Source organism: Erwinia sp. MYb416 (genome assembly GCF_037479575.1).
GTDB lineage: Bacteria > Pseudomonadota > Gammaproteobacteria > Enterobacterales > Enterobacteriaceae > Erwinia > Erwinia rhapontici.
In genome coordinates this window covers 291,482-305,506 of sequence record NZ_JBBGYT010000439.1, presented here as the reverse complement: position 1 = coordinate 305,506, position 14,025 = coordinate 291,482, and the positions used below count along the sequence as shown (strand labels likewise).

Below are 14,025 nucleotides of genomic sequence, written 5' to 3'. Positions count from 1 at the left end.
TTTAGAGTCCGAGCTTGATCAGGTCCGCGATGTTATCTTTGGTGATCATCAGAATTCGATCCACCATCACCACGTTGTTTTCGGTATCGACCGTGGCTTTACCCAGGCCCGGGATAGTCATACCGGTTTCAAATTTTGTATTATCCAGCGCCAGTCGTGCCACGGATGTCATCGCCAGCCCGGCTTCTTTCGGGTTCCAGAGGAAGCCTTCGCGGATCACGCCCGACAGAATGTAGGCCCGTGCCTGGGAAGGGATAGTGGTTCCCACCAGCGCGATTTTCTTCTCTAAATGGCGTTTTTTCAGCACGTTACCTGCACCGATCGGCCCGTTGGACCCCATCGACATAATGCCGGTGACTTTAGGATAGGCTTTCAAAATATCCTGGGTGACGCGCTCAGACTCATCGATAAAGTCAGCCCCCGGGAAACGGTCGGCGGCCAGACGCATATCAGGGTAGTGCGCTTTCTGATAAGCGATGGCGGCATCAGCCCACTGGTTATGGCCGGTGGTGGTCAGCGTGCCGACCAGCACGACATAATCCCCTTTTTCACCCATTTCACGTGCCAGCGCTTTCATCTGTGCTTCACCATAGGCCTGGGCGCTCATCAGCTCCACATCCCAGGTTTTCCCCGGCTGGTTTGGCCCTTCCTGGGTGATCACCATGATCCCGGCATCTCGTGCGCGTTTTACCACCTGCGCGGTCACTTTCGTATCCAGCGGGACCAGCCCTATTACGTCCACTTTCTTGGCGATCAGGTCCTCAATCAGTTTGACCTGCTGTGCCGGGTCGGCACGGGTCGGGCCGACCATGGAGGTTTTGAGGTTGAACTGTTTGCCGCCTTCCTCCAGCCCCTGGTTGAGGATGTTGAACCACGGAACGCCCACGGTCTTCACGACGGTAACCATGGTTTTTGTCTCGGCAGCGGCAGCGATGCCTGACCAGCCAATCCCTGCGGTCATGGATATCAGGACAGATAAACTCATTAATTTAACAAGGATGCGACGATTCATTTTTAACCCACTTATTTATTGTTGATATCGGCAAAAATTAACCTTTCAGGACGAGTTGTGCGCGTCGTTAGCGTGTAGGGCAAAAACGAACACGTCTTCTCTTTGTGCCAGGAACAAACCGCATTAAATGTCCGTCTGACGACATCGACTTTACTGAAAAAACTTTCAAAGTAAATTTATTGCTCTACCAAAGTGTCCTTATTTGATTCAGCTCACACCTCCGTTTTGCAATTTCGGCAAAAACGCTAACGCGAAGTGCGGATGATCGCGTCTTTCATCTTCGCCTCAGCGACATTCAGATAGCCCAGCTGTACGTGGAAACGGGCGTGCTCACCCCCGGCCAGCGATCGGACATTACCCTGCTGTTGTTCTGCGAAGTGACCTTCAACGCCGCAGGTGGCCGGCATGGCAAAGGCGCACACTTTTTGCTTGTTGTTAGCCAGAATCCAGCGCACCAGATGCGAGAATTCATCCGGGGAGTAACTCACGGTGAATGCATCACCTGCTGGTCTGCGCAGCATTACGTGCACCTTTCCGTCCTGCGCTGTCTTCAGGTTTTTCAGATAAAAAACCAGCTCAGGGTCCACGCCGAGAGCCGTGCTGATCACCGCTGTCTCAGAGGGGTCTTCCTGCATTTTTGCTAACTGCTGAAGGTAGTTGTCATCAGACTTGACGATGGCGGGCACCGAGGTGCGCACCACCAGATCCTCACGACTGAATCCGGTGGGTTGCACGATCTGGCCTCCTTCAACAAAGGCAAAGTTGGCGTGGCACATGTACATCAAATCCATCGTATCCTGACCGAGATTTTCCACCGCCATATGAATCCCAAAGGTGGCATCGTCAGGCCGGATCACCACACGCGGACGTGCCATATAGTGGTCGCCAAAGCCCATCAGGTATTCACGCTCACCGGCCAGCGCCATCCACGGGCCGTCTTGATCTTCGCCGGTTTCAATACTGGCGCTATCCATCGGGGCCAGCGGCATCTCGCCGTGCAGGGCGTGGCTGTCATGCTCGCCGGGGTTGCCGTTACGGAGCAGGCCTGAGTGATACATAAAACACCCGTAGGTGCCAACGACATCCGTTGCCGGGCGTGGCTCGCGAAAGCGACTCTCCATCGTGAGGTCGACGCCATCGAACACCGCCTGCCAGATCATCTGCCCGTACCAGGGCAGGATAATCAGGTGCCCGCGCCGGTTGCTGAGGCGCACGGCTTCAATAGCGGAAGGGAAGGTGAACAGTTCGGCACGGCAGCCATCGGTGCTGACGATGTCCACCGGAGTGGTGCTGAAAAAGGATTTCCTGAGGGTGATTTTGGATTGCTGCATTGACGTCTCCATCCTGTGCGGGTGCGCTGATAATTTACTGTCATTAACTGAACAGTAAATCTTTCGTTTGCATCACACAACGGGAAGGGGGCCGCTCACTCTGTGTTAATTGCGCAAAATGCGACCTGTCACACAGTTGCGAGACTTTTTTGTTCTCCCTGCCGCGCCAGTCAAAATTTCGTGAATTGCGTCTCAAATTGCTGATTAAAACCGCACGCTGTGTTGCGGCAAATTATCGTTAATGATAGAAGTGCACTTATTCACAAATAAATGTGAAGTTGTAAAGTAATTTACGAGCCAACGACCAGGGACATCAACTATGTCAGAACTTAAATTTGCCACACGCCTTAACTCCTTTGCTTCCGGCGCTTTTCGCTACTGGCCTGAACTGAAAGGCAAGCCTTCCGTGCTGCAAATGATCGAGCGCGCTGCCACAGCGAAAGGCCTGACCCATCTGGATCTGAACTACCCTCAGCACATCACCGACGACGTGAAAACCATGCGTCAGAAAATTGAAGATGTCGGCCTGGCGGTAAACGGCATGCAGATGCGCTGGGATGCACCGGAATTCAAAATCGGTGCTTACACCAACCCGGATGCCAAAATCCGCCGCCAGGCGATTGAGCTGACCAAACGCGGCATTGATGCCGGTCGTGAATTTGGTGCCAGCATCATGACGCTGTGGATGGGGCAGGACGGGTTTGATTACAGCTTCCAGGCTGACTACAAAAAAATCTGGGAAGATGCGGTAAGCGCAGTGCGTGAAGTGGCGGAATACGCCGGGGATATGGATGTCAGCATCGAATACAAACCCAATGAGCCGCGTGCATTTGCCATTTTCCCAAACGTGACCACCTGTCTGCTGGCGGTGGAAGAAGCGGATTGCCCGAACCTGGGGATTACCCTCGACTTCGCACATGTGCTCTACGCCAATGAAATCCCGGCTTACGCTGCCGCGATGGTTGCCCGCCGTTCCCGCCTGCTGGGCCTGGACCTGAATGATGGCTGGGGCAAGCGCGATGACGGCCTGATGGTCGCTGCGGTGAATCCGCGTGCCACGCTGGAGTTCCTCTGGCAGATGAAGCGTGACGGCTACAACGGCGCCTATTACTTCGACACCTTCCCGGATGCCAGCGGCCTTGACCCGGTACGTGAAGCCGAAACCAACATCGCCACTGTGACCCGTTTACTGAAACTGTGCGACAAGCTCGACAATAATCCTGCTTTGCTGGACGCCATCAGCCGTCAGGATGCCGTCACCTCCCAGCAGATTGTTAACGACATTATGCTGGCGCAATAAACGTCTCTCCCCGGGTGTTAAACCCTATAAAAATAACAGGATAGATTATGAAAAAACACTTGCTCTCTGTACTCACCGCTACGCTGTTCTGCTCAACCGTTTATGCCGCTGATCTGCCGCCGTTGCAGTCGGATACTGAACCCGACCGCACCGACTGGACGCAGCTCACGGCAAAGTACGGCCCACTGCCGGCACCGGACAAAGCCCTGAAAATTGGCGGCGTATCAAAAACGCTGACCAACGAATACTGGCGTTCGCTGGGTGAGGGCTACAAAACCGCCGCGGCGAAATACGGTTTCACCGTGGAGTATCAGGCGGCCGCTAACGAGGACGATCAACTGGGGCAACTGTCAATCGCGGAAACCCTGATCTCTCAGGGCTTCAATGGCCTGCTGGTATCCCCGCAAACGGACGCCAACATGCAACCCGCCTATGAAGTGGCGAAAAGCAAAGGCATTCCGGTGGTCAACGTTAATGATGCCGTGATGCCAAACGTGGCGAACTACGTCGGTAACGTGCAGAAAGACAACGGCGTACGCGTGGCGAACTGGTTTATCCAGCACTATCCGAAGGGCGGCAAAGTGGCGGTGATTGAAGGCCAGCCTGGGGTTTACGCCGCCGCGCAGCGTACCAAAGGATTCCGTGAAACCATCGCGAAAAACAGCAAATTCAGCCTGGTAGCCAGCGTTCCGGCCAACTGGAGCCGCGAAAATGCCTACAACGCAGCCTCAACCATTCTGCAACAGCACCCGGACCTGATTGGCTTCTACGCTAACAATGACGGCATGGCGCTGGGCGTGGTGGAAGCCGTGCGTTCACAGGGCAAATCGGCGCAGACTGCGGTGTTTGGCACCGACGGGATTTCAGATGCCTATGCCTCTATCAAACGCGGCGAGCTGACCGGCACCGTCGACAGCTTCCCGGTTCTGACGGGGGAAGTGGCGATGGAAGTGATGCTGCGTCTGATTAATGGTCAGAAGCTGTCACGCGTGGTCTCCACTCCGCAGGCGCTGATCACCAAAGATAATGCCGATGCCTTCTCGACAAAAGATAACGACAAGCTGCGCCAGCTGTTAGCTCAGCAGTAATCAAGGCAGGAGGGTGTATGGAACAGTTTTGCCTGACGATGCGCGGCATCAATAAAACCTACGGCAGTGCGGCCGCTCTACAGGGTGTGGATTTTTCCGTCAGACCCGGAGAAGTTCACGCATTAATCGGTGAGAACGGCGCGGGGAAATCCACGCTGCTGAATATCCTCTCCGGCGTGCGCTCCGCTGATTCCGGGGAGATCAGCGTCAACGGCGTGGTGGTGCAGATGAAGAATCCACTGTCCGCGCGGCAGGCCGGGATTGCCATGATCCACCAGGAGTTGCAGCATGTTCCTGAGCTCTCCGTTGCCCAAAATATGTTTCTCGGCAGGCCGCTGACGCGTTTCAAAGGCTGCTTTGTTGACCGTAAGGCGCAGCGTAAGCGGGCGATCGCCATTCTGCGCCGCCTTGATCCGAGCATCGACCCGGACGAGCCGATTAAGAATCTGAAGGTATCGCAGCAGCAGATTGTCGAGATCGCCCGTGCCTTACTGGATGAAGCCAAAATCATTGCGATGGATGAGCCGACGTCCAGCCTGACACCGCGTGAGTTTGACCGGCTGGCCGAACTGATTTCTGATTTGAAGTCGATGAACGTGGCGCTGATTTACGTTTCACACAAGATGAACGAGATTTTTAAGGTTTGCGACCGCGCCACCATTCTGCGTGACGGCAGGCAGGTCGGCGTGGTGAACATCTCTGATGAAACGGAAGAGACCATTGTTACCAAGATGGTCGGCCGCAAAATTGAGAAGGTGCATCATCAGTCGCATATCACCGATAAAGAGGTGCTGCGGGTGGAGGGGCTGGGGCGCGACCGTGCGGTTCAGCCTGCCAGCTTCAGCGTAAATGCCGGTGAAGTGCTGGGGATTGCCGGGTTGGTCGGGGCAGGGCGAACCGAACTGCTGAAGCTGATTGCCGGGATTGATACCCGTACCAGCGGCAGTGTGCTGGTTGACGGTGTGGCAGTGAAAAATCTCAATGTCAGTAGCGCCATTAAGGCCGGCATCGGTCTGGTGCCGGAAGATCGTAAAAAAGAGGGCATCATTAAGCAGCGCGCAGTGAAAATGAATATGGCGCTGCCATCGATGATGAAATTTACCCGCGCGGGAATATTGCGACAGCGTCAACTCGATAAAGTCGCGCTGGAGGTGATGACCGACCTCAACCTGCGCCCCCTGAATATTGAAAAGCCTATTGGCACATTGAGCGGCGGTAATCAGCAGAAAGTGATTATCGGACGCTGGGTGGCCGCAGATAATAAAGTGTTTCTTTTTGATGAGCCAACACGGGGAATTGATATAGGTGCCAAATCAGAAATTTATAATCTGATTGAAAAATTAGCCCGCCAGGGAAAAGCCATTGTGGTGGTGTCTTCTGAAATGCCAGAAATTATGCGTATTTCGGATCGGGTACTGGTTATGCGTGAAGGGAAAATCACCAGAGAACTGAGCGGTGAGGCTATCACCGAAGAAAACATCGCCCGTTATGCGATTAACGATCTGGCTTAAGAACGAATGAAGGTAATCAAGATGATGACGCAAGATAAAACGCAACCTAACGTGCCGTCAGCGGCGCTGTTTAAATTTAATCTGCGCGATGCGGGAACACTGATTGGTTTATTTATTATTGTGGTGACGTTTTCACTGCTGTCACCGGTATTCTGGACGCTGCCTAACCTGCTTAATATTCTTCAGCAGTCTTCCATCAATGCCATTATTGCCCTTGGTATGACGCTGGTGATTATTTCCGGCGGGATTGACCTCTCCGTGGGGCCGACGGCGGCACTTTCAGCCGTACTGGGTGCCACGCTGATGGTGGCCGGGGTGCCGGTTCCGCTGGCGGTGATGGCCACGCTGGGCGTTGGTGCACTGTGCGGTGTGTTCAGCGGTACGCTGGTGGCCTATGCCGGATTACAGCCGTTTATCGTGACGCTGGGCGGGCTGTCCCTGTTCCGTGCTTTAGCCCTGATCTTCACCAACGGCAACCCGATCTTTGGGATTCCGATGGAGTTCCGTAATCTGATCAACAGTACTGTATTTGGCGTGCCCACGCCGATTGTGGTGGTGGTGGTGATTGCCGTTTTCCTGTGGGTGATGATGAACAAAACCCCGCTGGGTGAATATATTCTGGCGGTGGGCGGCAATGAAGAAGCGGCGCGTGTGGCCGGGGTGCCCGTTAAACGCACCAAAGTGACTGTGTTTGTGATTTCTGGCGTGCTGGCCTCGCTGGCTGCACTGATCCTGATTGCCCGCCTGGGGGCCGCAGAACCGACCATCGGAAACCTGTGGGAACTGGATGCGATTGCCGCTGCGGCCATTGGCGGGGCGTCGCTGATGGGCGGAAAGGGCAGTATTATCGGTACGTTGATCGGGGCGGTCATTCTCGGTGCATTACGTAACGGTCTGACGCTTCTCAATATTCAGGCGTTTTATCAATTGCTTGCTACAGGCCTTATTATTATCATAGCCATGTTGATTGACAGAGCGACACGAGGCAAGTAATGAAGCAAGACCCGCGAGCCATAGGCGCTCAAATACGCATGCGTTTACCCAGCCTGACGCCACTGGAAAGGAAAGTCGTGGATTCCGTTACGTCGAAAACAGATTTAACTGAGCAAACATCGATTAAAGAAATTGCCCAGATAAATAATGTTTCCGAAGCCATGGTGGTGAAAATAGCCAAGAAATTAAACTTCTCGGGGTTCAGAGATTTCAGAAGTAGTCTGATTTATTATAACTATTCTGAAGTCGCCGGGATGCATGCGGAAATTGAAGCGGATGACTCGTCGGAGCAATTACTGGCAAAAGTTTTCAGAACCTCCATTCAGGCAATAGAAGAAACACGCTCTATTCTTGATGTGTCTGAATTCAACCGGGCGGCTGATATTATTTTTAAGGCGCGACATATCGATTTATATGCCGTCGGCGGCTCTGCCGCCGTTGCACGGGATTTATCCCATAAGATGTTGAAGATTGGGATTAAAACCACAGTGTACGATGATGCGCATATTATGCTGATGTCAGCGGCAGTGTTATCGGATGACGACGTAGTGATCGCCATCAGTCATTCCGGCGCCACGCGTGCGGTGAATGACCCGATAAAACTGGCCGCACGTAACGGAGCCAAAGTGATTGCGATTACGAACTATGCCGAGTCGCCCATTGCGCGCAGCGCGCATGTGGTGCTCAATTCAACCTCTCAGGGCTCGCATTTGTTGGGGGAAAACGCCGCGTCACGCATTGCCCAGTTAAATATTCTGGATGCACTGTTTGTGGCGATAGCGCAGAAGGATCTGAAGACGGCGGAGAAGAACCTGAAGAAAACCCAGCAGGCAGTCCAGGATCTCAGAGAATACTAATATGAGTCACATCTTAGTCATCGGCAGTCTCCATTACGACATTATGCTGGCGGCACACCATCGCCCGGAAAAAGGTGAAACGGTGATTGGCAGCAGTTGTGCCTATAAATTTGGCGGCAAAGGCGGTAATCAGGCCGTGTCGGCGGCGCTGGCAGGCGCGAAGGTGCGTTTTGCCGGGGCCGTGGGGGATGATGCGCAAGGGCAGTTTTTGCTGACGTATCTCCAGCAACATGGCGTGAACACGGCGGATGTGGCGGTGAAAGCGGGTGTGCCGTCCGGGATGAGCGTGGCGATTCAGGATGCAGAGGGCGACTATGGCGCGGTGGTAGTGTCTAACGCTAATAACCTGATTGCTCCCAATGCCCTCAGCGATGACCGTTTGTGGCAACAGGTGAGTATGTTGCTGCTGCAAAATGAAGTGCCGGACGCCGTTAATCATCAGGCCGCTGCCGAAGCGAAGAAGCGCGGCATTCTGGTGTGCTATAACGCTGCCCCGGCGCGCGAGGTCAGCGAACAGATGCTTGCAAGCGTTGATCTGCTGGTGGTGAACGCGGTTGAAGCGCGCGACCTGAGCCAGATTGCGGTGCCGAATCTGTCTGCGGCGTGCCTTGCTGCCGAAAGCCTGGGGCAGAGCTTCCCAGCCGTGGTGGTAACCGCTGGCGAACATGGCGTGGCGTTCTGCGAGAAAGGCGGTGCCAGCCAGTCCTTGCCGGCAGAGAAAGTGACGCTGGTCAGTACCCACGGTGCAGGAGACTGTTTTATGGGCATGCTGTGCACCACGTTATTACAGGGCGCGACGCTGGCGACTGCCGTCAGCAAGGCTAACCGTGCGGCGGCCGAGCACGTCTCACGCCCTGCGTTGTAAAGGTAGTGCCCCGCAGAATGAGTGCTCGCTGTTGGTTTTAACACCACCACGACGATGGCATCATTTCTGCGGGTATTGTCTGAACGCGTCCAGCGCTTCCCACTTCTCTGCATAGGCGGCAATCGCCTTGAACGCATCTGCTTTCACCACATCAGGTATCATCAGCTGAATAAAGCTCCATACGACGGCGCTGGTGATCGCCACCTGGTCGGGTTTTTCCTGCGCTGTGGAGCGGGTGCTCAGCGCGGCTTCCCACTTGCGACAGGCCGCCAGCAACTGCCCGGTAACACGATCGGTCCAGGGCTGATGTTGTTTCTCCGCCGGGCGCAGGTTGTGCTCATAGACGTGCTGCACGGCTTTCTCACTGGCAGCCAGGATCACACCCAGCAGCGCTAAATCGGTTGCCAGCGCGGCAGGTGCTGAGGGAAGTAGCTGATGTTGTGCGTCAGCCTGTGCCTCGAAATAGCTGAGGATCAGTGACGAATCCATCAACTGCGTGCCATCGTCGAGAATCAACGTGGGGGCTTTCACCACCGGATTAAGCTGGGCAAACGCGTCAAACGTGCTGAAAACCGACAGCTGCTGGTTTTCAAACACCACGCCGTAATACGCCAGTGAAACCGCTACACGCCGCACATACGGCGAATCCAGCATACCGATCAGCTTCATTTCAACTCCTCATCGTCAGGTTAAAAATCACGTAACTCATCGAACAAATTCATCATCGGGTCTTTATCAAACGGTTCTGACGCCCCTGCGGTTTGCTGCTCAATCAGGGATAACAGACCATAAAGCACCTCACCAATTTCTTCACGCTCTATCGTTTCAATGATGTTGCTGCGGCGATCCATGGCATTAAACGCCTCGGTGTAACTGCGCACCATGGCTTCAGCGAGGGCGGTAACACTGGCCGCTTCGCTGGAGGCATCAATAGTGCGCAGCGAGGCCAGCATTTTTTTATACAGCGTGGCGGCCTTTTTCGCGTTGGCGGCACTGATATGTTCACGGCCATCCCAGTCCCGGAACGGGTTATTCAGGTTTTCTGCCAGCCATGCCGGTTTACGCGCCTGTTTGATCGCCAGATCCACACCCGATAACGCGGCTTTCTTCCAGGCTTTTTTAATGGCACTCGCCGCGTCAGCAGGCAAACTGTTCATCCACAGTAGCGACAGATGCGGTAACTGCGGCGGCGAGGGAAACGCCTCCGGGCCGAAGCCAAACAGATCAACGGTGGTGAACATTTGCAAATCCGCGAGGCGTGACAGGCTGTCCATATTGCTCACCATGCCCGGCTTACCCCACAGGCGCAGGGTGTTTAACGTCGGGTAACGATCGGCAATTATCGCGATATCGACGTCTGCCACCTCGGTTAAATGCAACCCGCCCAGCGCTTCCAGCCCCTGGAGTTCAGCCAGCGTTTGCCTGTGCTGAACGGTCAGGTCACGGCCAAGATAGCGGCTGTTGATTTGCAATTCCGCAGCCGGGGGGCGGGTGAAAGAGAGCAGCTTAAGATTGTCGTTGAGCGACAGGGATACCAGCCCCGTAGGGTCAACGATCAGGCGTTGCAGCTTGCTGCCGCTGAGATCGAGCGTTGTCACGCTGGAGGATGACCAGTGGAGTTCATAGATAAAGGCATGCTGATTAACGTACTCCGCCAGCCTGGCGTTGCCCTCCGTCGTGTCGAGTGAGGTGAGGCAAGGCAGCCGGTCCAGTTCAGCATAATCCGTGATGCCCTGCAGGAAATTATCGCTGATTTTCGTCGCATTCTCAGGCAGCACGCCGCCGGGCAGGGTGACCTGACGCTCGCGGGACGCGGCTTTAAAACGTGCGCGCTTTTCCGCGTCAATCCGATCCCAGCAGCGCTGCTGATACAGGCTGCTGCCGACATTCCAGCCGCCGCCGTAGCTGTTCACCTCTTCATTCACCAGAGGCGGAATATTCCCGACCCGAGTGTAATGGGATGGGACACTGTCGGAGAGAAAGGTGTGATCGTAGCGGCCCCGCCAGAAAAAGAAATCACAGACCAGCGGCTGCATCGCGGCCAGCGCAGCCTCATCGGGTAAGGCATCGCCTGACCAGTCGAGATCCAGCACCGCGACCAGGTTGCCCTCTTTTAGCGCAGTGATCTGGCAGGCTACGTACTGCTGAAGCTTGGGATAAAAAACACAATAGATATCGCCTGGCGTGGGTTTCATTCCCTGTCTTTCCCTGAGGTTAGGTGGTTGTTGCTGTGAAGGGGGTGTGATTTCAGTATGCCGGGGAGGGGCGTGACAGACAATACGTTTTCCCACTACTATCCGCTGAGGATCAACGACACCAGCGGTCAGGATAAATAGGGATCATTCCCAGGGAGTTTTCATGATAATCAGAAAAATGCTGCTTTTGACTCTTTTTAGCTCACTTCTCACCAGTTGCGGATTGATGGGCGACTATATTCCCTCGGATGAAATGGCACCGGTTTCCAGGACTGATGATGGATTTTGTTTCCCGATTAAAAAACCTGGTGATTATTACGCTTATTACCTCTCGATCAGAGATCGTAATGCGCCCGAGAGGTCTGGATTCAACAAGTTGCACCCTGCGATAAAGATTGACGACAGCCAGTTCTGTATCCCTGAGACTTATTATTCATTCCCGGACTCCGGTGAGGTACGCGTCGATATTGCTTTACGTTCACCAACGCAAAAGATGAAACGCCGCGATATTGTGTCTGAATTCAGAATGGTGAAGGGCGTGCCGCAGCCCTTCACTGCGGATGAGTATACAGTGCCGACTTACGATTCTGAGGATTAGCGATCGGGATAAGAGGGGGGTTGACGTTGATGCTGAAACCACTCAGGTGTCTTAACGATAGCCAGCTCTGTCGTAGCAGACTGAAATCATCCAGGAGAGAGTCTTCGTTGTGAGGCGAGGCTTATCAGAACTGCTGGCTGGTCACGCAGCAGATGGTTGCGGGCAATCTTATCCGATGGCATGAAAGATTCATCACCCGGGATGAAAAGATAAGCGCAGTGTTTCCCGGAAAACCAAAAATTACCTCCGTAAGAATTTTAACGGTTTTTTACAGGCTAAGAAATGCAGGCATTCCGGGGCAGTTGCCATTCAGGCGCGTCCTTTCCCGTCAGGAGCTGTCTTCTGCGGGAGAAACCCATGCTTCACAGAAGTCGAACCAGCCGTAGGCCGTCATGCGAATATTGTTAACCTGACTGACCGAACTTAACTGATAGCGGTAATTGAACAGCGGTGTCAGGTATGCCCTCTGCATCAGCCATGAAAAGAGCTGTCGGATAATGGCATTGCGCGATTCCGGTTCCTGCTCAGCCCTGGCATCGCACAGGCGGGCTTCCGCACATTCCATATCACGTGGCGTCAGAAAAGCCGGCCAGCACGGATCCCGGTGCAGCCACATTTCGAGCGTTGCTTCCGCCGCATCGCCAATCAGACAGTCACCCAGCAGGATATCAGCGTCTTCCAGCTGCGCATGCCCCGTACCCGGACCGGCCTCCCTGATCAGCAACTCACATCCGCAGGAACGGAGTTCTTCCGCCAGCCGCTCAGCCATCAGAACCAGCTCGGGCTGTTTCCTGTAAAGCAGTTTCAGGCGTGTCGGAAGTGGGGCCTCTCGCTCGGGGTTCATAAAGTCGGGCCAGCCTGGGAGCAGCGCGCTGGTTTCCGTTATCAGATCATCCTCAACCGGCAGACGCTCAATGATTCCAGAACGGTGAACATATCCTTTAAGCCATTGCGCCTGCTCTCTTGTCAGCCACTTTCTTTTAAGATTAACCGCCATGAAGCAAAGCCTGCGCTGTTTTGTTTTTCGACCGGCATGGCTGGCAGCTGCTGCTGGGGTTTCCCGATCAGTACGTGAGATACCAGCCCCCTCTTCTCTGCCGCAGGGCTCCGCCCCAACGGGTCTGCCCAGCATTCAATCTGCTCGATGTAGGGATGGCGAAGATGATAAAAACGGTGCTTCTCCAGGCGGATAAATTGCTGGTTAAAAAAATCCATCCTGAAGGGGCCGGCCCCCACATCGGCGTTCTCAGGATGTGGCAACAGGCACTGCAACGTGGCCAGCCGGTAAGGCAGCCAGAAGTCCGCGTCGTTCAGCGTAAAGCGGATACAGAGGGCATGCGGTGCCGTTATGGACGTGACATTCCTGAAGTGGAATGCGCTGACCGGATGTGCCCGGAGTTTCAGAAGCTGGGTGAGGATTTGCTTTGTTGTCACCGCTCTCCCGTCATGCCAGTGCAGCCCGGCGTGCAGCATGAAATCCCACTGGCGTCCCATCCGCGTATGGAACCAGTGATGTGCCATATCCGGCTGGGGAAAGGCATTACCGGTTTCAAACCGGGTAAGGCCGGCGTGAATATTGCGACAGAAGTGCTCTTCCGTGCGCCCCGTAATTCTGAGCGGCTGCAGCGTTGAAAGCGCCCGGTAAAAAGGAATACGCAGCACTGGCTTACTGGCCTGCCACTGGCCACCGGCGTAGGGTGCCAGCAACGCATTAAGCTGGTCTTCCTTCGGAAAAGCCAGCCGCAGCGCCGTTAGTGAAATGCCGGCTTCAAGCATTTCACGAATGACGTCTTTTTTTATCTCTGCCGGGGCGTGTAAACACTGTAAAAGCGATTTATTACCGCGACCTGGAGAAGGTTCCCATCTGATCCAGCCTCTTTCACGGAAGTGATTAATAAGCGTCCGGACGTGCCTCTCGCTGCAGCTGAACACCGTGGCCAGCTTCTCGGCATTGATGTAGCAGGGCTCTGCGAGAAAGCGCGCATAAAGTTTTTCATACTGCTTCAAACGGTGAACAATCCGCATATTAAAAACCTGAACAGTTTTTTTTAAATTGTTCATGTATTCCTGCCCGTCTGCAAGCAGATACTGCGTCCGATCCTCTTCGTAACCTGTACAGTCGGAAAACAGCATGTCTGAGCGTCGCGTGGCTGTTATCGGCGTCGGAATTGAGGGTACGAATAACCGACTTTATGGACTGCCTGATCAACAACAGACCTTTCATCGCCACCGCGCGGGATGGGCTTGAAGCTGAACTCATTGCGGATGCAATGCA

13 protein-coding genes are annotated in these 14,025 nt (G+C 54.4%); 7 read left to right on the top strand and 6 right to left on the bottom strand.

The features are described from left to right. Nucleotide 1: 1 nt before the first annotated feature. Together WH277_RS20240 and WH277_RS20235 are read right to left on the bottom strand one after the other, a co-directional pair. Nucleotides 2-985, bottom strand: coding sequence for a substrate-binding domain-containing protein (locus WH277_RS20240; protein WP_234472508.1), 984 nt, complete (start codon nt 983-985; stop codon nt 2-4). A 272-nt stretch (nt 986-1,257) separates the two neighbouring features. Further along, complete coding sequence (locus tag WH277_RS20235; RefSeq protein WP_339506659.1) at nt 1,258-2,343, bottom strand: aldose 1-epimerase family protein; 1,086 nt, start codon at nt 2,341-2,343, stop codon at nt 1,258-1,260. Between the two features lie 319 nt (nt 2,344-2,662). Here WH277_RS20235 and WH277_RS20230 point away from each other — a divergent pair, with 319 nt between their 5' ends. The 6 genes from WH277_RS20230 to WH277_RS20205 are packed head-to-tail and all read left to right on the top strand — an operon-like array spanning nt 2,663 to nt 8,957. Beyond that, on the top strand, nt 2,663-3,643 hold the full coding sequence (locus tag WH277_RS20230) for a TIM barrel protein (protein ID WP_133841599.1): 981 nt from the start codon (nt 2,663-2,665) through the stop codon (nt 3,641-3,643). A gap of 47 nt (nt 3,644-3,690) precedes the next feature. Beyond that, nucleotides 3,691-4,731, top strand: coding sequence for a sugar ABC transporter substrate-binding protein (locus tag WH277_RS20225; protein ID WP_133841600.1), 1,041 nt, complete (start codon nt 3,691-3,693; stop codon nt 4,729-4,731). 17 nt (nt 4,732-4,748) lie between these two features. Continuing rightward, nucleotides 4,749-6,242: a sugar ABC transporter ATP-binding protein gene (locus WH277_RS20220; RefSeq protein WP_133841601.1), complete on the top strand. Its 1,494-nt coding sequence runs from the start codon at nt 4,749-4,751 to the stop codon at nt 6,240-6,242. A 21-nt stretch (nt 6,243-6,263) separates the two neighbouring features. Further along, the gene (locus WH277_RS20215; RefSeq protein WP_339506657.1) at nt 6,264-7,235 is read left to right on the top strand and encodes an ABC transporter permease; all 972 of its coding nucleotides are present in this window, start codon (nt 6,264-6,266) and stop codon (nt 7,233-7,235) included. Next, nucleotides 7,235-8,092, top strand: coding sequence for a MurR/RpiR family transcriptional regulator (locus WH277_RS20210; protein WP_133841603.1), 858 nt, complete (start codon nt 7,235-7,237; stop codon nt 8,090-8,092). Before WH277_RS20215 ends, WH277_RS20210 begins: the two co-directional genes overlap by 1 nt. A gap of 1 nt (nt 8,093) precedes the next feature. After that, a complete protein-coding gene (locus WH277_RS20205; protein WP_339506655.1) occupies nt 8,094-8,957 on the top strand; it encodes a ribokinase in 864 nt (287 codons plus the stop codon). 60 nt (nt 8,958-9,017) lie between these two features. Here the strand turns inward: WH277_RS20205 and WH277_RS20200 are convergent, their stop codons facing one another. Further along, nucleotides 9,018-9,626, bottom strand: a complete 609-nt coding sequence (locus WH277_RS20200) for a glutathione S-transferase (protein ID WP_171149165.1) — start codon at nt 9,624-9,626, stop codon at nt 9,018-9,020. 20 nt (nt 9,627-9,646) lie between these two features. Next, entirely contained in the window at nt 9,647-11,152 is a 1,506-nt protein-coding gene (locus WH277_RS20195) for a hypothetical protein (protein ID WP_339506652.1), read from the bottom strand. A gap of 163 nt (nt 11,153-11,315) precedes the next feature. Between WH277_RS20195 and WH277_RS20190 the strand changes: the two genes are divergently transcribed. Then, nucleotides 11,316-11,750 carry a putative T6SS immunity periplasmic lipoprotein gene (locus tag WH277_RS20190; protein ID WP_339506650.1) on the top strand — a complete coding sequence of 145 codons (435 nt, stop codon included), beginning with the start codon at nt 11,316-11,318 and terminating at the stop codon, nt 11,748-11,750. 328 nt (nt 11,751-12,078) lie between these two features. Here the strand turns inward: WH277_RS20190 and WH277_RS20185 are convergent, their stop codons facing one another. Both WH277_RS20185 and WH277_RS20180 read right to left on the bottom strand, forming a co-directional pair. Further along, nucleotides 12,079-12,747: a hypothetical protein gene (locus tag WH277_RS20185; protein WP_339506648.1), complete on the bottom strand. Its 669-nt coding sequence runs from the start codon at nt 12,745-12,747 to the stop codon at nt 12,079-12,081. Beyond that, the gene (locus tag WH277_RS20180) at nt 12,717-13,811 is read right to left on the bottom strand and encodes an SgrR family transcriptional regulator (RefSeq protein WP_339506646.1); all 1,095 of its coding nucleotides are present in this window, start codon (nt 13,809-13,811) and stop codon (nt 12,717-12,719) included. Before WH277_RS20180 ends, WH277_RS20185 begins: the two co-directional genes overlap by 31 nt. Nucleotides 13,812-14,025 lie beyond the last annotated feature (214 nt).

Bases quoted from the DNA above. Each gene is read 5' to 3' on its own strand.
- WH277_RS20185 (WP_339506648.1), bottom strand. From the start codon at position 12,747: ATGGCGGTTAATCTTAAAAGAAAGTGGCTGACAAGAGAGCAGGCGCAA.
- WH277_RS20220 (WP_133841601.1), top strand. From the start codon at position 4,749: ATGGAACAGTTTTGCCTGACGATGCGCGGCATCAATAAAACCTACGGC.
- WH277_RS20215 (WP_339506657.1), top strand. From the start codon at position 6,264: ATGATGACGCAAGATAAAACGCAACCTAACGTGCCGTCAGCGGCGCTG.
- WH277_RS20190 (WP_339506650.1), top strand. From the start codon at position 11,316: ATGATAATCAGAAAAATGCTGCTTTTGACTCTTTTTAGCTCACTTCTC.
- WH277_RS20230 (WP_133841599.1), top strand. From the start codon at position 2,663: ATGTCAGAACTTAAATTTGCCACACGCCTTAACTCCTTTGCTTCCGGC.
- WH277_RS20225 (WP_133841600.1), top strand. From the start codon at position 3,691: ATGAAAAAACACTTGCTCTCTGTACTCACCGCTACGCTGTTCTGCTCA.
- WH277_RS20235 (WP_339506659.1), bottom strand. From the start codon at position 2,343: ATGCAGCAATCCAAAATCACCCTCAGGAAATCCTTTTTCAGCACCACT.
- WH277_RS20210 (WP_133841603.1), top strand. From the start codon at position 7,235: ATGAAGCAAGACCCGCGAGCCATAGGCGCTCAAATACGCATGCGTTTA.
- WH277_RS20200 (WP_171149165.1), bottom strand. From the start codon at position 9,626: ATGAAGCTGATCGGTATGCTGGATTCGCCGTATGTGCGGCGTGTAGCG.
- WH277_RS20205 (WP_339506655.1), top strand. From the start codon at position 8,094: ATGAGTCACATCTTAGTCATCGGCAGTCTCCATTACGACATTATGCTG.
- WH277_RS20240 (WP_234472508.1), bottom strand. From the start codon at position 985: ATGAGTTTATCTGTCCTGATATCCATGACCGCAGGGATTGGCTGGTCA.
- WH277_RS20180 (WP_339506646.1), bottom strand. From the start codon at position 13,811: ATGAACAATTTAAAAAAAACTGTTCAGGTTTTTAATATGCGGATTGTT.
- WH277_RS20195 (WP_339506652.1), bottom strand. From the start codon at position 11,152: ATGAAACCCACGCCAGGCGATATCTATTGTGTTTTTTATCCCAAGCTT.